Genomic DNA, 23,372 nt, shown 5'->3' with positions numbered 1-23,372 from the left:
GTTCATATGACGGCCGGTCCGCTGGTCCGGCCGTTTTTCTTGAAGGCATTTCAAAATTGGCGGCACCGGCGGAACGCAGGGTGCGAGGCCGCTGCAGCGTGGCGCGACGATGGATACAGACGGGGACAGGAACGGACAGGGCCAGCGCTTCTGGCGCCGGGGGGACCGGGCCAAGATCTCCATCCTGCAGGTCTTCCGCACCTCCTTTTTCGAAACGGACGAATGGGCGCGCCGGGGCAGAAATGCCGAGGGGGAGAGCGAAGTCTCCGCCCGCATGCGGCAACGGCGGGAAGGTGTTTCCGAAAGCGTGCTGAGGGAGCATCTGCAGGCCGATCTCAATTCCCTTCTGAACACCACCCGGCTGGGATCCACCGTGGATCTGGAGGAAACGCCCGAGGTCGCGAGCTCCATCCTGAACTACGGCATGCAGGATCTGAGCGATCTTTCGACCCAGGACCTGGCCACGCACAACGTGGCCGACACGGTGCGGCGCACCCTGCTGACCTATGAGCCCCGTCTGGTGCCCGGCAGTGTCGAGGTGAAGCTGAGCGATCCGCGCGGCGACGCGCGGCAGCGCCTGTCGATCATGGTGCAGGGCGAATTGATGGGGGATCCGGTGGATATCCCGCTCGACTTTGATGCAGAGGTCGATCTGGGGGTCGGAAAGCTGAAGATGTCGAAACTGCGGGTGCAGCTGTGAACCGGGCCTTCCGACATGCCTATGACCGCGAACTGGCCCTGCTGAAGGAGCGGGCGCGGGAATTCGCGATGGAATATCCGGGGCTTGCCGACCGGCTTGGCGGGCTTCTGGAAGAGAACCTGGATCCGACCGCCGCGGGCCTTCTGGAGGGCAGCGCCTTCCTGGCCGCCCGGGTGCAGCTTAAGATGCAGGAGGAGTTCCGCACCTTCACCACGGAATTGCTGGAGCAGCTGCTGCCGGATGCCCTGGCGCCGACGCCTTCGGCGATGCTTCTGCGGGCCCGTGTCGCGGCGGAGAACCCCGATATCGTCAAGGGGCAGCATTTTCCGGCCGGCAGCTACATGGATGCGCGGTTCCGCGATGCCGACAAGCGGGTGTCCTGCCGGTTCGCCCTGGCCGCGCCGCTGACGATCTGGCCGCTGCAGATCGGCGCGCTCGACTATCATCAGAGCGCGGGGCCCATCGGCGCCCTGGGACAGGAGATCGCGGCGGGCACCAAGGGCGGGCTTGTCGCGACCTTGCAGCGCCTGGGGCACACCGGAGAGGCGGATGGCACGGCCCCGCTGAACGAGGTGGAGCTCGACGATCTGACGGTACATCTGAGCGGGCCCATCGGTGATGCGGTGACGCTTTACGAACAGTTGTTTTGCGACACCACGCGCATTTCGCTGCGCTGGCTGGATCCGCAGGGGGACGCGGTCTTTGCCCGCCTGCCCCGGGATGCGATCGAACAGATCGGCTTCGACGTCGAGGAACGCCTGTTCCCGCACCGGCGGCGCCAGTTCAGCGGGTTCGCCACCCTTCGGGAAGCCTTTGTCTTTCCTCGCAAGTTCCTGGGTTTCCGGCTGAACGGCCTGGGCAGCTACCTGAAGAAGATCGCCGCGGCCGAGGTGCAGCTGATCTTTGAGTTCGACACCGTGGTGCGGCGCCTGAGCGCCCGGATCGACACTACGCACATGACCCTGAACGCCGCACCGGCGGTGAACCTGTTCGAGGAGATTTCGAGCCAGGTCCAGCTGGACGGCAAGCGGCATGAATACCTCGTCACCCCGAATTCGAGCCCGGCGACCCATTACGAGCTGCAGGGGATAGAGGAGGTCTGGGCCTTCTACCCCGGGCATCGGGAAAAGGTGCGGGTTCACCCGCTTTACGCCATGCCGCCGGACGGGCAGAGCCCGCGGCAGGTGCTGTATTACACCGCGCGGCGCAAGCCGCGGCGCCTGACGAACCAGGAACGCCGCTTCGGGTCCTCCCGCTATCGCTACCGGGGGACGGAGACTTACCTTTCGATCTACGAACCGCCGGGGGAGACCCGGGCGGAACGCCTGCAGGTGCGCGCGATCTGTTCCAACCGGCACCTGCCGGAATACCTGCCGATTGCCCAGAGCGAGGATGATTTCTACTTCTGCGACGACCAGACGGTCACGCTGAGCTGCGTCGCCGGCCCGACGCCGCCCAGGGTCAGCTTGCTGGACCTGGAAAACGGCGAGATGCACAGGACCGACGCGGGCGATGTCTACTGGCGGCTGATCAGCTACCTGTCGCTGAACCAGTTCGGCATCCGCAGCCCCGACGGGGAGGAGAGCGCCTCGGCCCTTCGGGAAATGCTGTCGCTGTTCGGGGACCTGTCGGATGGCACCATCGCGGCGCAGATCGCGGGCCTGCGCAGGGTGGAAAGCCGGCCGGTCACCCGCACCCTGGCCATGCCCGACGGCTATCACACCGCCCGCGGCCTGGAAGTGGCGCTGACCTTTGACGAGGATGAGTTCGAGGGATCCGGCGTGATGCTCCTGGGGGCGGTGCTGGATCGTTTCCTGGCGGAATATGCCGCGATCAACTCCTTCACCCAGACGGTGATCAAGTCGGTGCAGCGCGGCACGATCAAGACCTGGCCGCCTCGGTCCGGCAACGGTGCGGTGCTGTGACCGCGCCGGGCGAAGGCGATATCCCCGCCACCGCGGCGGAGGTGACCCAGACCCCGGCAGTGATGCGCCGCCGGTCCCGGCTGGCGGATCGGGAGCGGGAAAGCCAGGCGGCAGAGGGCCTGGGCCTCTTCGCCCTGCTGCGGGAGCTGGAGCGCAGGGGCGCGGACCGGCCCCGGATCGGGCGCAACACCCGCCTGTCGCAATCGCTGGTCCGGCTGGGGCAGGATCCCTTCCTCGCCTTCCCTGACAAGGATATCTCCCGCATTGAACACAAGGGCGCCGTGCCCTCTGTCCGGGCGCAGTTCCTGGGGTTCTTCGGGGCCTTCGGGGCGCTGCCGCTGAATTGGTCGGAAGAGGTTCAGCGCTGGTTCGCCTTCGGGGACGAAAGCTTTGTCGCCTTTACCGACATCTTCGCTGCCCGCTTCCAGGAGCTGTTCTTCCGCGCCTGGTCGGATGCCAAGCCGATCACGCAGTTCGATCACCCCGACGATCATTTCCAGACCATGCTGTTGTCGCTTGCGGGAACGGGCACGCCTGCCTTCCGGGGCCGCGACAGCGTGCCGGACACGGTGAAGCTGCGCCTGCTGCCGCTGGCCTCGGGCCAGGTCAAGAGCCCGGTGCGCCTGCTGCAGATGCTGCAAACCCATTTCGACGAAAGCGTATCGGTCGAGGTGGAGGAGCTGGTGCCCAGCTGGCTGGATTTCGAACCGGACGCGCTGAGCGTTGTGGGTCAGCAGGGGGCAACGCTGGGCCGGGATGTCCTCCTCGGCTCCCGGACGCGGTCGATCGGGGAAAAGATCCGCCTTCACCTGCGCCTGGCCAGCCGCGACCGCTACGCCCGCTTCCTGCCCGCAGGGCCGGACCACGCACAGCTGCGCGACCTCGTCTTCTGGTACATCGGGCAGGCGTTCGACGTCGAAGTCGTCATCTGGCTGCCGGAACCGGAGATCGTGCCCGCCCGGCTGGGGGAGGCGCAGCTGGGCTGGATGGCCTGCATCGCGCCACCGCCCGGGCGCGACACGCAGATGATCAAGGTAACGAATTTCCGGCTGGAGCCCGAAGGCCCGGCCAAACAAGGGAACTCGGGGAACAAGGGAACTCGGGCCGCCTGAGGCGCCCGTAAGCAAGCCCATAAGCAAGCACGGCAAGGGGACAGCAAGATGACGGAAATCTCGATCGAGAAATACGCCGGCAAGATGAACCGCGCGGGTTATGACGCCTTCATCCAGGGCATGCGCCAGGCCCGGAACGAGCGGAACCGCAACGTGGATCTGTGTCACTGGCTGTTCCATTCGGTGTCGAACCAGAAGGCGGATATATCCGTCACGCTGCGGGAGCTCGGCCTAGACCGGGGCCGGGTCCTGAAGGACCTCGATCAGGCCACCGCGACGCTGGACAAGAACGTCACCGAGACGCCGGGCATTTCCGAGCACCTGTCGGATGCGCTCAACCACGCCTGGACCTATGCCACGCTCTTCTTCGGAGAGGCCCAGATCCGCACCGGTCACGTCCTGGTCGCGCTGCTGAACGACCCGTCGCTGAAGCGTCAGCTGGTGCGCTATTCGTCGGTCTTCGATGCGATTTCGGTGGAGCAGCTGGGGCAGGACAGCCGCGCGCTCTGGGGCGATTCCGAAGAGGAAACGATGCCGCCGATGGACGGCTCCGGCCTGGTTCAGGGCGGTACGTCGGAGGGGGCGGAGGACCGCAGCGGCGCGCCGACGGCACTTGGCCGCTTCGCGGTGGACATGACGGCAGAGGCGGAAAGCGGCAAGATGGACCGCATCGTCGGCCGCGATGACGAGATCCGGCAGGTTGTCGACGTGCTGCTGCGGCGGCGTCAGAACAACCCGATCCTGACCGGCGAGGCAGGCGTGGGCAAGACCGCCGTGGTCGAGGGTTTCGCACAGCGCCTCGCCGCCGGAGAGGTGCCGCCCAAGCTGAAGGGCACGCGGCTTTATGCGCTCGACATCCAGTCGATGCAGGCCGGCGCCTCGATGAAGGGGGAGTTCGAGCAGCGTTTGAAATCCGTCATCGACGAGGTGCAGTCGAGCCCGATCCCCATCATCCTGTTCATCGACGAGGCCCATACCCTGATCGGGGCGGGGGGCGCGGCGGGCACGGGCGATGCGGCCAACCTGCTCAAGCCCGCGCTGGCGCGCGGCACCCTGCGCACCATCGCCGCGACGACCTGGTCCGAGTACCGCCAGTATTTCGAGAAGGACCCGGCGCTGACCCGGCGGTTCCAGCCGGTGAACGTGGATGAACCTTCGGTCGAGACCTGCTGCTACATGCTGCGCGGGATCCTGGGCCCGATGGAGGCGCACCATGGGGTGCGCATTTCCGACGAGGCGATCGTTTCGGCCGTGTCGCTGTCGCATCGCTACATCCCGGCGCGGCAACTGCCGGACAAGGCGGTGTCGCTGCTGGATACCGCCTGTGCCCGCGTCGCCGTGAGCCAGAGCGCGATCCCCGCCCGGATCGAGGATACCAAGGCAAAGATCGCCGCGCTGGAGACGGAAATCACCGGCAAGGAAGGGGAGCGCGACCTGGGGGAGACCAACGAGGAGCGCCTGGCCGAAGCTGCCGCGGACCGGGACGCCCTGGTCACGAAACTGGCGGAGCTGGAAGCGAGCTACGGCGCCGAGAAGGCCCTGGTCGAACAGGTCCTGGCCCTGCGGGTCGCCATCGCGGAAAAGGACGAGACCCCCGAAGAGGCCGAGGCCGCCCGGGCAGAGATGAAGGCCAAGATGGAGGAGTTGGAAGGCGGCAACCCCGATGACCGCATGGTCTACGCCCATGTCGATGCCCAGGCGGTGGCCAGCGTCATCTCCGACTGGACGGGCATTCCCGCAGGGCGGATGGTGCAGGATGAACTGCAGGCGGTGCTGACCCTTGCCGATCACCTCAAGGAACGGGTCATCGGCCAGGACCACGGGCTGACCGCCATCGCCAAGCGGATCGAGACCAACCGCGCGGGCCTGTCGAACCCCAACAAGCCCATCGGTGTCTTCATGCTCTGCGGGCCTTCCGGCGTCGGCAAGACCGAGACCGCCCTGGCCCTGGCGGAGGCGCTTTACGGTGGCGAACAGAACGTCATCACCATCAACATGTCCGAGTTCCAGGAGGCGCACACCGTGTCCCTGCTGAAGGGCGCGCCCCCGGGTTACGTGGGCTACGGCGAAGGCGGGCGGCTGACGGAAGCGGTGCGGCGCAAGCCCTATTCGGTGGTCCTGCTGGACGAGGTCGAGAAGGCGCACCCCGACGTGCACGAGATGTTCTTCCAGGTCTTCGACAAGGGGATCATGGAAGACGGCACGGGCCGGATGATCGATTTCAAGAACACGCTGATCCTGCTGACCTCCAACGTCGGCACGGATGTCATCATGGAAATGGCGCAGAATGCCGAGGCCCTGCCGCCGGTGGAGGAACTGGAAGCGGCGCTGAAACCCTTCCAGCTGGAGGTCTTCCCGCCCGCCCTGCTGGGCCGGATCGTCTCGATCCCCTATTTCCCGCTGTCGAAGCCGGTTCTGGCCGGGATCACGAAATTGAAGCTGGGCAGCGTCGCGCGCCGCCTGAAAGGCGCGCATGGGGCGGAGCTCGTCTGTGGCGATGCGGTGATCGACCATATCGTCGAGCAGTGCCGCGACCCCGACAGCGGTGGCCGGATGATCGACAACATCATCACCAACTCCATCCTGCCCGACCTGTCGCGCGAGGTGCTGAAGCGGATGGTGGCCGGCGAGGCGATCAGCAAGGTGACGGTGGAAGTGGCCGATGGCGGCTTTGCCTACGGGTTCGAGTGAGGCAGGGATGCAGGATCCGACGCTGAAGTTCTACGAAGTCCGGCCCGATGATCAGCTGTTGCGGATCCTGGGCAGGCATTATGGTGACAGGTTCTGGAAGGACCGGGAGGCGGCCATGGCCTCTGTCCTGAGCTACAATGCGCATATCACCAATCCTGACCGGATCTTTCCCGGTCAGGTGATCAACCTGCCCGCCCTGGCAGGGCAGAACGATCCGATCCCGGAGCCCACAGCGCCAAGCGTGCATGCGGCAACGCAGATTGCCCGCGAGGTGGAGAAGATGGATCCCGCCGCCCGGGCCATGATGCGCATGTATGACCCCGACAAGCTGATCCCGTCACTGGCGGAGAAGACGGTGAAGGGGATCGGAAGCGGCTACGTGAACTGGGTCCACGATGCGGCGGAGCTGACCAGCAAGGAAATCAGGACCATCGGGTTGAACTACTACCGGATGGATGCCGGGACCATCTCGCGCAACCAGTATGACTACCGCCGCCAGGTGGCCATCGGCAGGATGGACAAGAAACTGCACGGATTGCGGACACTGGTAACGCCCGGGAAAACCTCTGCCGAGGTGCTGCGCGTCCAGCCGCATGCCAAGATCAGGTTGCAAAGCCACCTGGACGAGCTTGCGAATTTCAGTCGCATCACCAAGCTGGCAAAAGGCGGGGTCGTGGCGCTGAAGGTCATAGATATCGGCGAAACGGTCGGAAAGGTTCACCTGGCCGGATCGAATGAGGAACGGACGGTTCTGGTCCTGGATCAGATAAGTTCGAGCGTCGGAACGGCGGCAGCTGTCGGGCTGGCGGTCGTCGCCTTCGGGACACCGGTCGGGTGGTTCGGGCTGATCGGCATGGCCGTCGTTGGCGCCACCGGCAGTATCGTGGGGGAGTCGGTGGGCAAGGCCATCCAGCAAAAGACGCTCTATGATGAGACCGGAAAGCGTGAGACGACCAGTTTCGATCGCCTGTGGGAGGCCATCTACTGATCCCGTGCCTTCGTGGCCCCGCTACCCCGCGCTTGCCATCACCGCGTCCACGTCATCGCGATAGGCCTGTTCCTGTGGGGTCAGCCGGGCGGCGGTACGGACGGGCGCGCGGGGCTGACCGCCCATCTTCTTGTCCATCAGCGTGATAAGCTCCGCGATGGTCTTGTCTTCCAGGAAGGGATTGGCGGCCACGACATTGGCGCCCATCACCTCCTCCACCGTTGCGGCGGGATCGGCCTTCAGCGCCAGGTCGGCGCCGCGCGGCCCCAGGAAATGCGCCAGGTAAAGGCGCCCCGGGGTGATCTGGTGGCCCTTGGCGCGCAGGAAGGATTCGTTTTCCCGCGCGAGGTTCGTCACCATCTCCCGGCTGAGCGCGGGGTCGGTGCGCAGCTCCAGCAACTGTGGCTCCGTCATGCTGGCCACCAGATCGGGCCGGTAGATCCGCATCATCCGCAACCAGGTACTGTCGATGAACTGGCCAAGGCCGGTTGCGGTGGACCGGCTGTTGCGCGCATCCGTCTGGCCGGAGCTTTCGACCTGGATGATCTGGTTCACCAGGATCTGCAGGGCATCGGAAATATCGCTGCCGCCATAGGTCATCGGATCCACGGGGCGGCCGCCCACCATCAGCTCGAAATGCAGGTGCGGCCCGGTGGAACGGCCGGTGGTGCCGACCTCCCCTATCTTCTGCCCCCGCCGGACCTGCTGACCCGCCGCCAGGCCCGGGGCAAAGGCGTTCAGGTGGGCGTAGCGGGTCTGCACCCCGTCGCCGTGGTCGATGTAGACGACATTGCCGTAGCCGCCGCCATCGCCTGCATAGGCGACCCGCCCGTCACCGGCGGCCACGACCGGCGTGCCCGTGGGCGCGGCCCAGTCGACACCGTTGTGATTGCGCACCTGTTTCAGGATCGGATGGTGGCGCGGCCCGAACCCCGATGTCTTCACCCCGTTCACCGGCACCACAAGCCCGCCGCCAAGACCACCGGAGGCACCGCCGCCGGCACCGCCGATGTCCAGGCAGATGAACCCGCCATCCGGTTGGGCGGAGGCGGGCACGACGTAGCAGGGCATCCGGCCCGATGGCCCCTCGATCCCGACGAAAAGCAACTGTCCCAGCCCCCGGACCGAAGGCCCGGGATGTTCGGAGTAGAGGATGCTCACCCGATCGCCCTCGGCCACGAAACGATCCAGGTCGTAGCGTTGCGACATGATCACGATCATCTCGCCCACCAGCTCCGTCTGCATGCCGTTGCGAATCGCGGCGGAATAGAGCGCGTCGAGCAGGCGGAGTTCGTCGGTATTGGCCGTTCCCCGGTCCAGCGCCGCGGAGCGGCCCAGCAGGTCGGTGTCGATCCAGGGGTCGGCGGCGGGGGCAAAGCGCCCGGCCCCGACCTGCGCGAGGGAACCGATGTAGCCCCCTGGGCCGTAAAGCGACATCTGCATGAGCTGCGGTCCGGCCTCTGCCGGGCGCAACCGCAGCGCGACGATGGATCCCGGCGCCAGAAGGCCCGGCAGGCCCAGATCCTGTTCCGCCGCCTCGGCCACGGCGCCGGCGTCCACCGCCGTCAGCCCGTTGTCCGCCAGCACCTCGCGCAGCGGTCTTTCGGTCTGAAGTACCACCACCTCGTCCCGGTAAAGGGCCAGTCGGCGGGATTCGGGTTTCGCGAAGGCCACGCTGGTGGTGTTCTCGATCCGGGTTTCGACATAGACGGCATCCTCCTCCGCCGCGCCCGCATCGCCAGAGATGAAATCGCCCCAGCTGCCCTCCGTATCCACGCGCACCACCTCGCCCGAGGCGACCGGGACGGCGGCGGCAGAGGGTACGGGTGCCGAAGCGGCGGCGTCGATCGCCTTGCTGCGCTGCGCCTGGAACATCGCGAAGTCGGCCCGGCTGGACGGCAGGGTGGTGACCAGACGCTGTTCGGTGACGAAAAGGGTGTCTCGCAGCAGGGCCAGCCGGTCGACGGCCGGCGGCCCGGCGCGTTGCGGCAGGAAGCCGGCAGGACCGGGCAGGAAGCGGGTGCGGCTGGCATCCCCCTGCTCCAGCTGCAGGATCATCGGATCCCGCCGGAGGCCGATGAAGGAGGCCAGCTGATCGCCCTGGAAGACCGCATCGGCGTCCTCCTCCGCCTGCACCATCGTCAGCCCGCCATCGCCGCCCTCGTCCCCTGCCCGGGCGCCGGACGTGTCACCGGGGTCGCGCAGCCACAACCAGGCACCGACCCCGCCCAGCAGGGCAAGACAAACTGCCCCGCCGCCGAGGATCAGGCCAAGCTTGCGCCCCTGGCGTCGCTTCCGGCTTTCCTGCCGTGCGCGGGCCGACTTGCCGCTGTTCTTGAAGGATTCGTCGACCTCGAACATCCGGGCCCCTAGCGGTTGTTGCCGAGCCTGAGGTTGTTGAAGTTCGCCCCGCCGGTACTGGGTTCGGGCTGCGTGGCGGCGGGCGCCGGGGCGGCCGGGGCCGCTGTTGCTGGCTGCGTGCGTGCGACAGGCGCCGCGACGGGGGCGGGACAGGTGACATCCTCGCGCAGGATCACCTGGCGGAAAAGCTCCACCACGGGGTCCAGGCTGACGGGCGTCACGCCCGAAAGCTCATTGAAATAGCGTTCGACGGCGCTGCGCGATCCGCCCCCCCAGATCCCGTCGATCCCCGAGGTATAGCAGTTCATCCGGGTAAGTTCCGTCTGGATGGCAGCCGCCAGAACGGCATCGGGCGGATCCAGGGCCCCGCTGTCGACCAGCGTCTGGAACAGCGCCGGATCGGAGGCACGCAGCGCATTGCGCCCGGCGACATCGTCATAGGCGAGATCCGTGGTGGGCGCCTCGGGCACAGGCGCCTCTGCCGCGTCGGGCTGTTCGATGATGCCGACGATGATCGACGGTTCCGGCATGCCGTCCGCGCGGGGCACGGCAGCCATCCGGTTCGTGATGGGCTGCGCGGCAAAGATCACCACCGCATCGCCCGTGCCGGCCGAAGGGGCCGTCGGGGCGGTGCCCGTGATCGTGGCGCCGCTGATCACCGGGCTGACGACGGGGGCGGCGGTGATGGGGCTGGAGGCGACAACGGCGACCACCGGCGAATTGCTGGACGACGGCGCGGCAGGGCGGTTGGCGGTATCGAAGAGAAGCGGCGCATCGGGCAGGCGCGCATTGGTCCACAGGCCGGTCACCATGTCCTGGAAGGGCACCGGTTCCTGCGCGGCCTGCGCCGTGGTCAGACGGTCCGTCAGCCGCGCGCCCGGCTGCGGGCAGGTTCCGCCCGGCCCGGCGCTGGCCACGATCTGCACCTGTTTCCCTGCGGGCACCGTGACCGGGGCCAGCCCGTTCGCCTCCGGCCCGCGAGAGGTGCAATCCTCGATCATCAGGGCAATCTGCTGATGCCCCTGCCCCGCCAGCCGGCGCAGCATCTCGGCGATGTCCACCTGCCCGCCGGGCATGGCCAGGCTCCGCCCGTCGTCCCCGAGGGGCCCCGCGTAGTAGAGCATCACGTTCTCGCCCTCGGGCAGGCCCGACAGCACTTCAAGCAGCGAACCGGAGGGCGCGTCGCGCAGCAGCGTGACCTTGCCCAGGCCGCTGGCGCGCAGGGAATCGGAGGCATAGTAGGAATCGGCAAAGGCACTGTCGGCCCCGCGCCCGGACTGGCCCACGACCACGGCGCGCCACCCCGCCGCCACGGCAGGGCCCGCCGGCAGGAAAAACCCTCCCGCCAGGGCGGCGAGGCTGCAAGCCATGAAAAGAGCGCGTCGCGCTTTCAAAATACGGTCCCCTGCAAATCTCCCGTGGTTATAGCAGCATTCCCCCGGGATCTGAAAATCTCGTTGTTCACTTTTTCGCCCCGGCTGACCCGCCTCATCCCGGCGGGGGGCGGATGAAAAGGGTCCAGCGCTCGGTCTTCAGCGTGTCGACCTCCTGGAAGCGGGCCTCGATGTATCCGCGCACCAGGCAATCCGCCTCGCCCCGGATCTCGAACCGGTCCGGCGCCACGCACATCGGGGTCGCCCCCGACAGGATCACCCGGCCAAAGACATCCTGCGCGAAGGCATAGACATAGCGGACCTGCAGTTCATCCTCGATCACATTGGCGCATTGATTGGGGCCGATGGTCCACCAGCCGGAGGTTTCGAAGGCATCGACGTCATACTGGCCGATGGCCACGTTCAACACGTCGAAGGTCTGATTGCAGACGGAGAACTCCGCCCGCGCCTCAGCGACCGACAGGCAGGTCACCCCCACGACCGCCAGCAGCGAAAGCCGTGCGTTCAGCAGGGGAAAGCGGATTGCCAATGGCCTTGGGTCGAACATGAATCGCTGATCCGGGGCGGGCCAAAGCGGCCGTGACCCGTGAAAATTGGTCTTAACGTCCCGTAACGTTAGCCAGTGTTTTCCGCCTGGGTAAGAGGAAATACGCCTGCGGTTGAGTGGAAAACTGCCCAAAACCCGCACATCCGAACCGGGTCCCGTGATGAAGCTTGTTTTTTAACGGGCCTGGCATACGGTCCTGAACATGACCAATCGCATTTCGATCTCTGCAGGCCTGGCCTGCCTTTTACTCGCCCCCGGCGTGGCGCTCGCGGACAGCGACGACAGCTCCATGTCCCGCAGTGTCTCCATCTACGGGCTTTTCGGTGCAAGCACGACGCAACCGCTCTACCCCGAACAGCGGGGCCGCGACGGGCAGATCTACCCCATCGACGAACAGGCCCGGGTCAAAACCGACCAGGGCAAGCCCGCCGCGCCACAGGGGGCGTTCCCGCCCTACCTGATCGGCGTCTTCCGCTGAGAGAGGCGAGAGCGCAATCCTGACGGGATTTCCCGTCGGGTAACGGATTTGCCGGTTGACTTGATACGGGCAAATCGCGCCAGATATGGCTCATACCGAACGTTATTTCTCGGGGGCCTTCCATGTTTTTCCGCTTTTCCGCTGCCGTCACCTGTGCCGTCAGCCTTCTGTCCGCCGGTGCCGCAATGGCCCAGGACGCACCCACCTTTTCGCTAGAGCTCAATTCCGCCGCAGATACCGACGCCGGCAGCTGCCGGCTGACCTATGTCGCGTCCAACCTGTCCGATACCGCCCTGGAACGCACGGCCTATGAATTCGCGATCTTCGATGGCGAAGGCGTGGTGAACCGGCTCCTGGTGCTCGACTTCGGCGATCTGGTTGCCGGCAAGACGAAGATCCTGCAATTCGACCTGACCGGCGCGCCCTGCAGTGACATTTCCCGCATTCTGGTAAACAAGGTCACCGCCTGCACCGTTGCCGGCACGGGCGAAGCTTCCGACGTCTGCATGGGCGGCCTTGCCGCGTCCTCCCGCACGGCGATCCAGTTCGGCCTCTAAAGGTCTTTCGCCGGGTCCGGAACGGGCCTATCAGGCCCCGTCCGCAACGCCCGCTGCCGCTACCTGAAAGTTTCTGTGCATGTTCAGCCAGCTGAGTCCCCAACTCCTCAACCCTGCGACCATCGTCGTCTTCGCGGCGCTTGCGCTGCTGTCGGTCGTTGCCGTCTCCGTTGCCTTCTTCAAGTGGATCCAGTTCGCCCGCCTGGGCGTGGGCAAGCGCAAGAAGGCCGAACAGATCCTGGACAACTGGCTGTCCGGCAAGGCGGATGAGGCGATGCGCCAGGCGGCGGAGCGCAAGTCGGTCCTGCAAAGGATCCTTCAGGCGGTCTTTTCGGGGGTGCAGGCCAAGCCGGGCGAAAGCGCCTATGCAGAGGAGCTGGGCCGCCAGACGGCGATCCTGGAACTGGCCAGCATGTCCGACCGGCTGCGCCTGCTGGAAATGGTCGTGCAGGCGGCGCCCATGCTGGGCCTTCTGGGCACGGTGATCGGCATGATCGACGCCTTCTCGGTCCTGTCGCTGACCGAAGGGGCGGTCGATCCGGCACAGCTGGCGGGCGGCATCTGGTCGGCGCTGACCACCACCGCCTTCGGCCTTGCCGTGGCGCTGGTGGCCTATTTCATCGCCAACTGGTTCGAATCCCGCATCGACCGTGAAAGAAACCTGATCGAGGCGGTGATTTCCGCCGCGATCCACGGCCGGGTCGATCCCTCGGCAAGACTGGGTTAATCCGCTCCGATGGCGGCGTCCCGCATCCAACTGCCAGAGCGAAAGCGGAACTACCGCTTTGCGCTGACGCCGCTCGCGGACGCGATGTTCCAGCTGCTGGTCTTCTTCATGCTGACCTCCAGCCTGACGCCCTATTCCCTGCTGACGGTCCAGAGCGCGCCCGGCGCCGCCGCCCCGCTCGAAAGCGCACCGGGTCAGGCCGCCTCCACCGATCAGCCGCAGGAAGCCGTCCCCCCCGGTGAGGTGGCCCTGTGGTCGCTTGAGGCAGAGGCGATCGTCGTGGGCGGGCAACGGTTCGACTTCGACGCGCTGCCATCCCTGGCCGAAGCGCTTGGCGCATCTGGGGCAGAGGCAAAGGTCGTGCTGATCGTGCGCCCCTCCGCCCGGGTGCAGGACGTGACGACAGTGCTCTCGCAACTGCGCCTGGCCGAGGTCGCCTCGGTCCAGGTCACGACGGGGGGGCTCTGACGTGTCGGCACGCAGACGCATATTGCCCCCGCGCAAGGAACGGCTGGAGGCCGATACCTCGCTCGCGATCGTGAACATCGTCCTGCTCCTGCTCTTCTTCTTCCTCGCCACGGGCGCCCTGATGGGAGAGGCGGACCGGGGCGTGAACATCGCCGAAACTGAAGACCTGCCGATAGACCAGCTGCCCCGCCCGATCCTCGTGGTGGCCGAGGACGGCACGCTGACACTCGACGGGGAACCGGTGGCCCGGCAGTTGATCGCCCAGGCGCTGGACGGCTCCCCCGTGCTCTACGTGCTGATCGACCGTGACGCGCCCGCGCTCGAACTCCTCGACCTGCTGGAGGAACCGGGCCTCGACGCGCTGGATATCCAGCTGGTGACGGTTCACAAGCGGGGCGAGACATGAGCTTCCTGCCCTATGCCAGCAACGCCCGTTTCGGCTGGTTCGCCGCCGGAACGGCCTCCGTGCTGGCCCATGTCGGCCTGGCGGCGGGGCTGGTGCTGCTGATGCAGGATCGCTTCAAGACCCCGCCCCCGCCGGAGCGGAACGAGTTCACCATCACCCTGGAACGGCTGGAATCGGACACCCTGGCCGGGCTGATCGAACAGCAGGGCGAAGCCGGCGCCGAAGGCGACACGGTGGAGGGGGAGCTGGTCGAAAGTACCGACCCCGAAGAGGCCGATACCGCCCCGGCAGAAGAGCTCGCCGCGCTGGAACCCGAAGAGACGCTGCAGGCCGAAGATCCGGCGGAAGAGACCCAGGTCGAAGACGCGCAGGAGACGGAACCGGAGCCGGCAGAGCCGGAAATCGCCGAACCGGTGGAGGCGCCAGAGCCTGAGGTCGTGGAGGCCCAGCCCGTCGAACCCGAAACCCTGGAGGCCGAGGCGGCAGAGGTCATCACCCCGGCCGAAGACACGCTGGCCGCGCTTGCCGCGCAGGAGATTGCCCCCCTGGATCCGGTCAGCGGCGACGCCGCCGAACTGGCGGGCGATCCGGTCGAGGAACAGCCCCTGGCCACGCCCGAACCTGTGGCCCCGGTCGAACCCCTTGCCCCTGTCAGCAGCCCGCTCGTGCCCGAAACCACTGCCGCCACCGCCGGAACCGAAGCGATTTCCCCCGTGGCGCCGCTGGACGGGACCGGCACCGCGGATGCCGCGGCACTGACCCCGGTCGATCCGGGCCCGACCGTAGGCACCGTCACCGCCCTTCCCGCCCCTGCACCGGAAGGGGTCGTGCCCCCGGCCTCCGGCACGGCAGAGGTCGTGGCCTCCGTCACCCAGCCCGTTCCGGAGCAGCCCGCCCGCACCGCCCGGCCCGCCGCCGCACGGCCGCAGACCGCACAGGACCTTGCCATTGCGGGCCTGATCCGTCGCATCCAGGCCAGCGTGACCGATCCCTGCCTGCTCGCCCTGCCCCGCCGCGATGGTGAAACGGGCGTGGGCCTTGCGATGATGGCTTCCGAAGATGGCGCGATGGAACGGTTCGCCAACCAGGTCCTGATCGAGGAAACGGATGCCGCGATCCGCCAGACACGCACCCTCGTGGATCCGCGTCAGTGCCCCGCCCTGACCTACGTGCGCCGCAATGCCGACTACCCGGTGACGCGCCTCGGCCTCGCGCTCGACGCGGGCGAAGTCGCCAGCGGTGGCAACCTGACGGGCTTCCTGCGCGGTGTTTCGGGGCGCTACGTCCTGCTGCTGCTGGTCGACAACAACGGGGTCGTCCAGGACCTGCAGCGTTTCATGACCTTCTCGGGCAACTTCGCGCGCTTCGATGTCCCGGTGACTCGGGTCGGCGCCCCGCGCGATACCTCCCAGCTGTTGCTGGCCATCGCAACGTCGCGCCCCGCGAACCAGATCCGCGACCGCGCGGGTCAGCTGGCCCAGGATGTCTTCGCAGGGCTGACCGGGGAGTTGGAGAGCAGCGCGGCCCTGGCGATCACCACCTTCGACGTGCGCTGACCTACTGGTCGGCCTCCTCCGCCGGGGTCTCTTCCTCCGGCGCGGCCTGTGGGGCGGGGGCGGGTTTCAGCATCACGTAGGACAGGGCCGCCGTGGCCTTGCCGCCGGTTTCCGCGATGTCCTGCAGCAGCTTCGGCAAGAGGTCGGCCGCCGCCGTGCCGTCCTTGGCGATCGCCGCCCGCGGCAGCGGCCCGTCAGAGGCAATGGTCAGCACCAGCTGCGCCGCCTCCGGCGCCCCGGCAGGCAGTTGCAGCCCGAAGCTCAGCGACCGCACGCCGCCCACCGGGTCCGACAGCCGGCCCGTCAGGTTGTAGATCGCCCCGTCGGGGGCAATCAGCGCGGTCCAGACGGATTGCCCGCCGGTCGCCCGGATCTGCCCGCCGATGGACCCGCCGCTTTCCAGCTCATCCGATGTCAGCGTCGCCTCCACCGCCGCGATGCCCCGGCCCTGCAGGCCACGGGTGAAGTCCAGCGCGGCGCATTGGGCCTGGCTGACCTGCCGGGGCAGGACGGAAGGCCGCGCCCCGAACTTCTCCTCGTAGGCGGTGGGAACCCCGTCAAAGGTGCTGCCCCCGGCGGAATAGCCTTCCAGCACCCCCGCGTTCGGCCCGGACGACACCCGGGAAATGAAGGTGCAGGGCCCGGTGTCCAGCGCCGCCAGGAACCCTTCCCGGGTGGAGGTAACGGGATCGGGAATGCCGACCGTCTGCACCTCTGCGGGCAGCTCGCCTTCCTTGGCGACGTCATTGTTGGGACCCGGCCCGGGGATCGGCAGCAGGCCGTTCGTCCAGGCATAGTAGCCCGCGCCGCCAAGGATCACCAAGAAGGCCAGGACCATGCCGCCGATCAGCATGCCGCCCCCGCCCTTCCTGTCTTCCTCCGGTTCCGGCGGCAGCGGCATGTTGCGCTGTGTCTGGCCGCTGCGCGGGGTCAGGGTCGTGGTGCCGGGCCCAGTCATGGCACCAGCACTCACGCCGCTGTTCATCCCCGGCATCTGCAGGCCGGGTGGCGGCGTCACCGGCACCGCGGGCCCGCGCGCCGTGATCTGCGGCAGCGTCCCGGTGCCCGTTCTCTCCAGCGCGGGCGGCAGGGTCGACAGGCCCGCCAGGTATTTCGCCGGCAGCGCCTGGGGATCCTCCAGCAGGCGGATCACCTCGTCCATGGAGGCAGGCCGGTCCGCCGGATCGGGTTCCAGCATATGCGACAGGATCGGCCGCAGCTCCGCCGGGACGTCGGAAAGGTCGGGGATGGTCTGCCGGTTCTGCACCGCCTCGAAGATCGAGGAGCCCATGTCCAGCGGCTTGCCTATCACCGCCGCGCAAAGCAGCAGCGCCAGCCCGTAGATATCCGTCCGCTCGGTGATGTGCCCCTCGTAGTGGCCCAGCTGTTCCGGCGCCACGTACTTGAACTTGCCCGCGAACTGGCCGTGCATCGTCTGCTCGGTCATGACGTTGGACTTGGCGATGCCGAAATCGATCAGCCGGGCCTTTTCGACCACCCCGTCGGGCAGCATCACGTTGTCCGGGGACAGGTCCCGGTGGATCACGTCCTGCGCATGGGCATTGGACAGCCCCTTGGCCAGCCGTTTCAGCAGCAGCTGACCCGAGGCCATCGGGATCGCCCCGTTGCCGGCGATGTAATCCGACAGCGGCACGCCCTCGACGAATTCCATGACCAGGAAATAGCGGTCCAGGTCGCGGTCGTGCAGGTAGTTGTAATACCGCACGATTGCCTCGTCCGAGAGGGTGCGCAGCGTCCGCGCCTCCCGCTTGAACAGCTGGCCCGCCTTCTCGTCCTCGGCCAGTTCCGGCAGGATCGCCTTGATGGCGACCGGATCGCCGGTGCCGATCTCACGGCCGCGGTAGACCTCGCCCATGCCGCCCGCCTTCAGGACCTGGGTGATCTCGTAGTTGTTGTTGATCGTCGTGCCGATGGTGATCACCGACCCGGCCGGGGCGGCGGTGCCCCCCACCGGGCGCTTCAGGGGCTGCGGCGGCGTCGAATGCACCGGCGGCTGGGTGTAGTCATCTGTCCGAGACGCTTGCCCGGCCGGTCCCTCCGAGGGCGCGGGGCCTTCTTCGGCCGGGGCCGCGCCGGGCATGGCCGCGAACTGGGTGCGGTCGTCCTCTTCCGGCTCCCCATCCGTGGCCTCCGACCCGGTTTCAGGGCCGGATTCAGGACTGGCCTCGGGCGCGCTTTCGGGCGCAGGGGCGGGCTTGCCATCCTCCGGCGTCAGCGCAACGAACTGGGTGCTGTCATCGTCAGGGGACGGTCCGGCGGGATCGTCCCGCGTCCCGGACGTCTCCTTCGCAGCCGCCGGACGACCCGCATCGCCCAGGGGGGCAAACTGCGTGCGATCGTCGTCGTCGTCCTCTGGGCCGCGTCCGTTCATGTGGCGTCTTCCAATCCGTCATCGTCGTCCAGCATGTCGTCCGGCTCCGGCGGGGGCGGCGGCATGCAACGCATGGCAATCACCGTGACGTTGTCCTTCGCTCCGCGCTCCAAGGTCAAGGCGATCATGGCGTCGCAGGCGTCCTGCGGGCTCATGCTGCAGGCAAACTGCCCGATCTCGTCATCGCTCAGATGCTCCGTCAGGCCATCGGAACACAGCACGAAGGTATCGCCCATCTGCAGAGGTGCCGAAACGATATCGCACTGCGGCACGGGCGTCACGCCGACGGCGCGGGTGATCACGTTCTTGCGCGGCCAGTTCTCTGCCTCCTGCACGCTGATCGTGCCGGCATCCAGCAGCATCTGCACCTCGGTGTGATCCTTGCTCTGCTGCACGAACTGGTCGTCCCGCAACAGGTAGATGCGGCTGTCCCCGGACCAGATGCAGGAATATTCGTCCTCGTGCACCAGCAGCGCCACCAGCGTCGATCCGATGGCCCCAAGCGCGAGTTCCTGCGCGTGGTGCAGGATCGTGCCGTTGGCACGGCTCAGCCGCTCCATGAAACGGGCCTGCTGATCCTCGGCAGAGGCGGGGATCCCCACCGAGTTGAGCTCCTCCACGATCGTCCGACTGGCGAAATCACCCGCCGCATGGCCACCCATGCCGTCGGCGACGATCCACATGCCGTAGTCGGGGCGGGACAGGAAACTGTCCTCGTTCACCTCCCTGCGGCAGCCCACATCGGTCGCCTGACCGGTCACGAACGTGAAGAATTCATTATGATTCATAGGGCTGATCCGCCTCCTGTGCGGCGACGCCGGCCAGAAGCCAGCCAAGGGCGGGCGCAGCAGGCAGGCCGGGACAGCCCAGCCAGACGGCGGCGCGACCAGGACTTGCCGGGGCCCACCAGTAGGACCGCCCAAGGGCGGCACGACCCGCGTCGACCGGCGCGGCAGAACTCAGCAGCGCCTCCAGGTCCCCGTCGGGCCGATGCGCCCAAAGGGTCGGCCCCTCCTGCTGCGTCGCCGGATCCTCGCCCGGCAGGCGAATGCCCTCGGCGCCCGACATCAGCGCGGCGGCGCCCTGCCCGGGCTGCATCCTGTCCAGGTGATCTGCAAGCATGGTCCATATCATCTGATCGGGATCCTCCACCGGGGGCAACCTGTCCACCCCCTCTGCCAGCAGAAGCAGCGGATACCTGCGCCCGACCCGATCCCGCGAGGGGCGCAGGATGCCTGCCAGGGTCACACCGGTGACGGCCCGACCGACCCAGAACCGCAGGTCCTGCCCCTGGTCCCAGAACGCGCCCCAGCCTTCGCCCAGCTGGTCGCGCAGCTCCGCCAGGGCCCCTTCCAGCCAGCGCGCCAGCTGGTCTTCCACCTGTTCGCTGATCCCGGTGCGCAGGAAATCGCCGTACCCCGGGTGCTTGCCCATCAGGCCCAGCCTGGCTGCATGGTCCATCAGCTCACTCCAGCGCGACGGGACAGGTAAAGCGCGACAGTTCCGGCATCAGGAAAGGTACCGTGGTGCTGTCGAAGTCGAAGCGGTAGGTGATCGACCGGCCGCCGATGTCGAAGGTGGCCTCGGCCACGTTGCCGCTGACCCGGGTGCGGCCCCGGCGCAGGAAGTTCACGATGTCCCAGCGGCCCTGGTTGAACCCAAGGGAGCTGTCGCGCCCCGGGATATCGGGCTTCAGCTGCACCACCACGCCGCCCGCCTGTCCCGGCCAGCTGACGGCGGCGGGGATGGAATTCGGCCGCGTCTGCACCGTCGTCCCGTTCACCGCGATCACCGCGCGGTTCACGGTGGAGGAAGACGCGACATGGGTCACCGACATGTTCACCTGCGGCTCGGGCGAGCCGGAGGCGAAGAAGGCCAGCTGGATCGCCTGGGCGTTGTCGAACTGCTGCAGCAGCGCGGGCGACAGGCGCTGGCCGATGGCACTGCCCGGCGCGGGTTCCAGGCCGCCCTGCCCCCGGATGACATGCGGGGCCAGGTAGCTGGTGTAATACTGATCCATCTTGCCGCCCGGCCCGAAGAACTGCCCAAAGACCGAAGGCGACAGGTGCCGCCCGCCGCCAAAGGGGAAGAAGGGCGCGATGAATTCGCGGCAGAACTGGGTCACGTCGTCGTTCAGCGCCCGCTGCAGCTGTTCGATCGTGGCATTGGCCGCGACCGAGCGGAATTCGGTATCCACCTCGTTCAGCATCGACGCCAGCGTCGCCGGCAGCGCGGTGTTGTTCATCGTCAGCGTGGACAGGAACTGGCTCAACATCTGTTCGTCCAGCGGCGTCGGCGCCATGGCCGCCTGGCGGCGATTTTCCCGCAGGTCCCGCAGGTTCGACAGGATGACGTCGATGGGCCGCCGCCCCACCTCCCCGCGCAGCAGGGACTGCCATTCCAGGAAGTCGTCGCTGATCCGTTCGACCTGCCGCCGCTGCGTGTCCTCCTGCGTTGCCTGGCCAACCCGGGCCTGCGACTTGCTGCCCTCCTTCACGCTGTCCAGCACCACGCGCTGCAAGGTGCCCGACCGGCCATAGAGCCGGTAGAACATCGCATCCACCAACCCTTCCTTGAGGTTCCCCGTCGCCAGGTCCGCCGGTGTCAGTTCCCCGATCTGGTCATAAAGGCGTGTCAGCCGGGTTTCCTCGTCCACCGCCTCCACCAGCATCAGGATGGGAGAGGCGACGGGCGACCCGGCAGAGGCCAGCGCCTCGTACTGCGGCGGGTCGGCGGACATCGGCGCCAGGCTCAGCTTTTCGAACATGGCATTCCAGGCCTCGCCGAACTCCACCCGGTAGACCCGGTGCAGCTCCCTTTCCAGGCTGGCAAGCTGGGTGTCGTAATCCACCCGTTCGGCCGCGGGCCCCAGGACCCACTGATCCTCCCGCAGACGGTCGCGGGCCAGGGTCAGCTCCTCCAGGAAGAAACCCCAGTAGCCCTCGAAGGTGAAAAGACCGGGCACGCCCACCTGTTCCAGCGGGGTGCCGTCGGTCACCTGGAACACCCGCTGCGCGGCGGGGCCGATCCGGTCCACCAGGTTGAAATCGGGAATGCCCGAGGTCAGCATGCGGTCCTTGATCGAGGCATAGGCCTGTTCCGCCAGCGGCAGTGTCACGATGGCCTCCCGCGCCTTCGAGACGATCTCGGCGTCGATGCCCACGTCCAGGCTCCGCGATCCGTCCAGCTCCAGCATGGCGGCCAGGTGCTGATCCAGCTGCTCCCGCTCGTCGATCAGGCCCGCGCCGTTGAACTGCTGGCGCCAGACCTCGTGGAAATAGGCCTTCACCGCCTCGTCGTTCTCGGCGTCGTTGCCCCCTTCGCCCTGCCCGCCCAGCAGCAGGTAGACCTTCAGCGCCCGGTAGATCCGCCCGGTATCGCCATCCAGCACCAGCTGCGGGATCTCGTTTTCCATGTGCAGGATCAGCCGGGGCCGCAGCATGCGTTCCAGCCCGTCCGAATAGGCCCTGTTCGACGCGAGGGAGATTTCCTTGCGCCGCGACAGGCCCATGCCCGCCCAGGCCGGCGGCTCGCTCACGTCGCCATAACCCGCGGTGAAGTTCCGCAGATCCTGCAGCAGCGGCATGATCAGCGACGGGTCGGTATCGTCGATCACCGTCCGCGACAGCTCGTTGCGGGCGATGTCCTCGTAATCCTCCGCCTGCTCCTGCGCCACCTTCACGAGGGAGGCATTCTGCAGGAAACTGGCCGCCAGCGCGCCCATCGTGCCCAGCGTAAGCAGCCCGATCACCGCCAGCGCCAGGGTGCGCAGGATCGCGGCACGGCGCACCGCGCGGCCATCGTAGCCGACCCAGTCGCGCTCCTCGAAGATCACCCGCTTCAGCAGGTCGTGCAGGAAGAAGCTCTTGCCCTTGCCCGACATGAAGGCGGGCTGGTAGGCGGCACTGCCCCCCTCGCGGGACATGGCGCCCAGCACCTGGTCGACCGGCGTGCCCTCCTGCGTGCCGGAGGTGAAGTAGAACCCCCGCAGGATCGCGTTGCTGGAATGGCGCGACGGTTCGAAGACCCGGCGCAGGAACTCGCTCACGTTCTCGCGCAGCATGGCCATCTGGCCCGGCAGGCCGAAGATGGCGATACGCGCCACGCCGTCGGGCTCCTCGGTGATGCGGTCCGTCACCTCGTCCGACAGGCGGCGCACAAGGGTGTCGAACTCCGCGCCCACAGCCTTGGAGGTGTTCTCCTTCCGGTCGCGGGTCTGGAAGGTCACGCCCCAGACCCCGTTGCGCCGGACCTGGCTGAAAGAGGCGAAATATTCCCGGAAACCGCTGATCAGATCGGCCTTGGTGAACAGGACATAGACCGGGAAATCAATGCGCAGCACCTCGTGGATCTCGCTCAGCCGGTCGCGCACCGTGGCCGCGTGCCGGGCGATCTCCTCCGGTGTCGAACTCATCATGTCCTCGACCGAAAAGGCCAGCATGACACCGTTGATCGGCTGGTCCGGGCGCCCCTTCTTCAGCAGCTCGAGGAAGCTGGTCCAGCTGGACCTGTCCGCCTCCGCATCGCTGTCCTGGGTGGTGTAGCGACCCGCGGTATCAATCAGGACGGCTTCCTCGCTGAACCACCAGTCGCAGTTGCGGGTGCCGCCGAACCCCGCAGAATGATCCGTTTCCGCATCGGGAAACTCGATCCCGGCATTGCGCAACGCGGTCGTCTTGCCTGCGCCCGGGGGGCCGATGATGATGTACCAGGGCAGATCGTAGAGGTAGGTCTTGCCCCCCGCCTTCTTCAGCTTGCCAAGCGCCTCCTGCATGCGCTCCGCCAGGACCTTGCCATCGCCCTCGGTGCCGCTCACCAGGCTTTCTTCCAGGGCCAGGGCGCGCTTGCGGTGGCGCCGCCAGCGCAGGACGTAGAACAACCCGATCGACAGCAGCAGCACCGCGCTGACCGTCGCCCGCAGCCAGATGCTCGTCAGCGGCGCCCAGCCGATCAGAGGAAAGCCCAGCCAGACCCCGACCAGGATCCCGATCACGCCCAGCACCATCATGATCACGCGGGTCACCGGGTGGCGCCAGCCCTTGCCCAGAAGCTTGAAGACCTTCCGCATGC

At 67.3% G+C, this 23,372-nt stretch carries 18 protein-coding genes; 11 read left to right on the top strand and 7 right to left on the bottom strand.

The annotated features are described in order from the left end of the window. Positions 1–109 precede the first annotated feature (109 nt). From tssE to AC2IR1_RS22755, 5 genes are read left to right on the top strand one after another with little or no spacing between them, the layout of a single operon-like run. Positions 110–700: a type VI secretion system baseplate subunit TssE gene (tssE, locus tag AC2IR1_RS22775; protein ID WP_486476467.1), complete on the top strand. Its 591-nt coding sequence runs from the start codon at positions 110–112 to the stop codon at positions 698–700. Next, on the top strand, positions 697–2,625 hold the full coding sequence (tssF, locus tag AC2IR1_RS22770; RefSeq protein ID WP_486476466.1) for a type VI secretion system baseplate subunit TssF: 1,929 nt from the start codon (positions 697–699) through the stop codon (positions 2,623–2,625). Before tssE ends, tssF begins: the two co-directional genes overlap by 4 nt. After that, positions 2,622–3,737, top strand: a complete 1,116-nt coding sequence (gene tssG, locus AC2IR1_RS22765; RefSeq protein WP_486476465.1) for a type VI secretion system baseplate subunit TssG — start codon at positions 2,622–2,624, stop codon at positions 3,735–3,737. The genes tssF and tssG overlap by 4 nt, the downstream gene beginning before the upstream one ends. Before the next feature lie 48 nt (positions 3,738–3,785). Continuing rightward, a complete protein-coding gene (tssH, locus tag AC2IR1_RS22760; RefSeq protein ID WP_486476519.1) occupies positions 3,786–6,428 on the top strand; it encodes a type VI secretion system ATPase TssH in 2,643 nt (880 codons plus the stop codon). Positions 6,429–6,435: 7 nt separating this feature from the next. Then, on the top strand, positions 6,436–7,416 hold the full coding sequence (locus AC2IR1_RS22755; RefSeq protein ID WP_486476518.1) for a LysM peptidoglycan-binding domain-containing protein: 981 nt from the start codon (positions 6,436–6,438) through the stop codon (positions 7,414–7,416). Positions 7,417–7,437: 21 nt separating this feature from the next. Here AC2IR1_RS22755 and AC2IR1_RS22750 read toward each other — a convergent pair whose 3' ends face one another. From AC2IR1_RS22750 to AC2IR1_RS22740, 3 genes are all read right to left on the bottom strand, one after another. After that, positions 7,438–9,777 carry a peptidoglycan DD-metalloendopeptidase family protein gene (locus AC2IR1_RS22750; RefSeq protein ID WP_486476517.1) on the bottom strand — a complete coding sequence of 780 codons (2,340 nt, stop codon included), beginning with the start codon at positions 9,775–9,777 and terminating at the stop codon, positions 7,438–7,440. Positions 9,778–9,785: 8 nt separating this feature from the next. Beyond that, the gene (locus tag AC2IR1_RS22745; protein ID WP_486476516.1) at positions 9,786–11,147 is read right to left on the bottom strand and encodes a hypothetical protein; all 1,362 of its coding nucleotides are present in this window, start codon (positions 11,145–11,147) and stop codon (positions 9,786–9,788) included. A gap of 118 nt (positions 11,148–11,265) precedes the next feature. After that, positions 11,266–11,718, bottom strand: coding sequence for a DUF1036 domain-containing protein (locus tag AC2IR1_RS22740; RefSeq protein ID WP_486476515.1), 453 nt, complete (start codon positions 11,716–11,718; stop codon positions 11,266–11,268). A 202-nt stretch (positions 11,719–11,920) separates the two neighbouring features. On the opposite strand from AC2IR1_RS22740, the gene AC2IR1_RS22735 reads away from it, so the two are divergent. The 6 genes from AC2IR1_RS22735 (at position 11,921) to AC2IR1_RS22710 (ending at position 15,910) form a co-directional block, all read left to right on the top strand. Next, positions 11,921–12,196, top strand: coding sequence for a hypothetical protein (locus AC2IR1_RS22735; RefSeq protein WP_486476514.1), 276 nt, complete (start codon positions 11,921–11,923; stop codon positions 12,194–12,196). A 122-nt stretch (positions 12,197–12,318) separates the two neighbouring features. Beyond that, a complete protein-coding gene (locus AC2IR1_RS22730; RefSeq protein ID WP_486476513.1) occupies positions 12,319–12,753 on the top strand; it encodes a hypothetical protein in 435 nt (144 codons plus the stop codon). Between the two features lie 79 nt (positions 12,754–12,832). After that, the gene (locus AC2IR1_RS22725) at positions 12,833–13,480 is read left to right on the top strand and encodes a MotA/TolQ/ExbB proton channel family protein (RefSeq protein WP_486476512.1); all 648 of its coding nucleotides are present in this window, start codon (positions 12,833–12,835) and stop codon (positions 13,478–13,480) included. 9 nt (positions 13,481–13,489) lie between these two features. Next, entirely contained in the window at positions 13,490–13,948 is a 459-nt protein-coding gene (locus AC2IR1_RS22720) for an ExbD/TolR family protein (protein ID WP_486476511.1), read from the top strand. Positions 13,949–13,970: 22 nt separating this feature from the next. Further along, positions 13,971–14,354 carry a biopolymer transporter ExbD gene (locus AC2IR1_RS22715; protein ID WP_486476510.1) on the top strand — a complete coding sequence of 128 codons (384 nt, stop codon included), beginning with the start codon at positions 13,971–13,973 and terminating at the stop codon, positions 14,352–14,354. Continuing rightward, positions 14,351–15,910, top strand: a complete 1,560-nt coding sequence (locus tag AC2IR1_RS22710) for a serine/threonine protein kinase (RefSeq protein WP_486476509.1) — start codon at positions 14,351–14,353, stop codon at positions 15,908–15,910. The genes AC2IR1_RS22715 and AC2IR1_RS22710 overlap by 4 nt, the downstream gene beginning before the upstream one ends. Position 15,911: 1 nt before the next feature. Here AC2IR1_RS22710 and AC2IR1_RS22705 read toward each other — a convergent pair whose 3' ends face one another. Genes AC2IR1_RS22705 through tssM form a run of 4 tightly spaced genes read right to left on the bottom strand, consistent with a single transcriptional unit; the run spans position 15,912 to position 23,370 of the window. Further along, positions 15,912–18,302: a serine/threonine-protein kinase gene (locus tag AC2IR1_RS22705; RefSeq protein ID WP_486476508.1), complete on the bottom strand. Its 2,391-nt coding sequence runs from the start codon at positions 18,300–18,302 to the stop codon at positions 15,912–15,914. After that, positions 18,299–19,090, bottom strand: a complete 792-nt coding sequence (locus AC2IR1_RS22700; protein WP_486476507.1) for a PP2C family protein-serine/threonine phosphatase — start codon at positions 19,088–19,090, stop codon at positions 18,299–18,301. The genes AC2IR1_RS22705 and AC2IR1_RS22700 overlap by 4 nt, the downstream gene beginning before the upstream one ends. Beyond that, positions 19,080–19,763: a type VI secretion system-associated protein TagF gene (gene tagF, locus AC2IR1_RS22695; RefSeq protein ID WP_486476506.1), complete on the bottom strand. Its 684-nt coding sequence runs from the start codon at positions 19,761–19,763 to the stop codon at positions 19,080–19,082. Before tagF ends, AC2IR1_RS22700 begins: the two co-directional genes overlap by 11 nt. Positions 19,764–19,767: 4 nt before the next feature. Continuing rightward, on the bottom strand, positions 19,768–23,370 hold the full coding sequence (gene tssM, locus AC2IR1_RS22690) for a type VI secretion system membrane subunit TssM (RefSeq protein ID WP_486476505.1): 3,603 nt from the start codon (positions 23,368–23,370) through the stop codon (positions 19,768–19,770). Between the last annotated feature and the right edge of the window lie 2 nt (positions 23,371–23,372).

The organism is Pseudooceanicola sp. NS-SX8 (assembly GCF_057380755.1).
The sequence above is the reverse complement of the archived record's forward strand: the minus strand, read 5'-3'. Positions and strand labels throughout refer to the sequence as shown.

Coding starts and splice junctions, on each gene's coding strand:
- tssH (WP_486476519.1), top strand. CDS start 3,786: ATGACGGAAATCTCGATCGAGAAATACGCCGGCAAGATGAACCGCGCG.
- AC2IR1_RS22710 (WP_486476509.1), top strand. CDS start 14,351: ATGAGCTTCCTGCCCTATGCCAGCAACGCCCGTTTCGGCTGGTTCGCC.
- AC2IR1_RS22700 (WP_486476507.1), bottom strand. CDS start 19,090: ATGAATCATAATGAATTCTTCACGTTCGTGACCGGTCAGGCGACCGAT.
- AC2IR1_RS22735 (WP_486476514.1), top strand. CDS start 11,921: ATGACCAATCGCATTTCGATCTCTGCAGGCCTGGCCTGCCTTTTACTC.
- AC2IR1_RS22755 (WP_486476518.1), top strand. CDS start 6,436: ATGCAGGATCCGACGCTGAAGTTCTACGAAGTCCGGCCCGATGATCAG.
- AC2IR1_RS22725 (WP_486476512.1), top strand. CDS start 12,833: ATGTTCAGCCAGCTGAGTCCCCAACTCCTCAACCCTGCGACCATCGTC.
- AC2IR1_RS22705 (WP_486476508.1), bottom strand. CDS start 18,302: ATGAACGGACGCGGCCCAGAGGACGACGACGACGATCGCACGCAGTTT.
- tssM (WP_486476505.1), bottom strand. CDS start 23,370: ATGCGGAAGGTCTTCAAGCTTCTGGGCAAGGGCTGGCGCCACCCGGTG.
- tagF (WP_486476506.1), bottom strand. CDS start 19,763: ATGGACCATGCAGCCAGGCTGGGCCTGATGGGCAAGCACCCGGGGTAC.
- AC2IR1_RS22745 (WP_486476516.1), bottom strand. CDS start 11,147: ATGGCTTGCAGCCTCGCCGCCCTGGCGGGAGGGTTTTTCCTGCCGGCG.
- AC2IR1_RS22750 (WP_486476517.1), bottom strand. CDS start 9,777: ATGTTCGAGGTCGACGAATCCTTCAAGAACAGCGGCAAGTCGGCCCGC.
- tssE (WP_486476467.1), top strand. CDS start 110: ATGGATACAGACGGGGACAGGAACGGACAGGGCCAGCGCTTCTGGCGC.
- AC2IR1_RS22730 (WP_486476513.1), top strand. CDS start 12,319: ATGTTTTTCCGCTTTTCCGCTGCCGTCACCTGTGCCGTCAGCCTTCTG.
- AC2IR1_RS22720 (WP_486476511.1), top strand. CDS start 13,490: ATGGCGGCGTCCCGCATCCAACTGCCAGAGCGAAAGCGGAACTACCGC.
- AC2IR1_RS22740 (WP_486476515.1), bottom strand. CDS start 11,718: ATGTTCGACCCAAGGCCATTGGCAATCCGCTTTCCCCTGCTGAACGCA.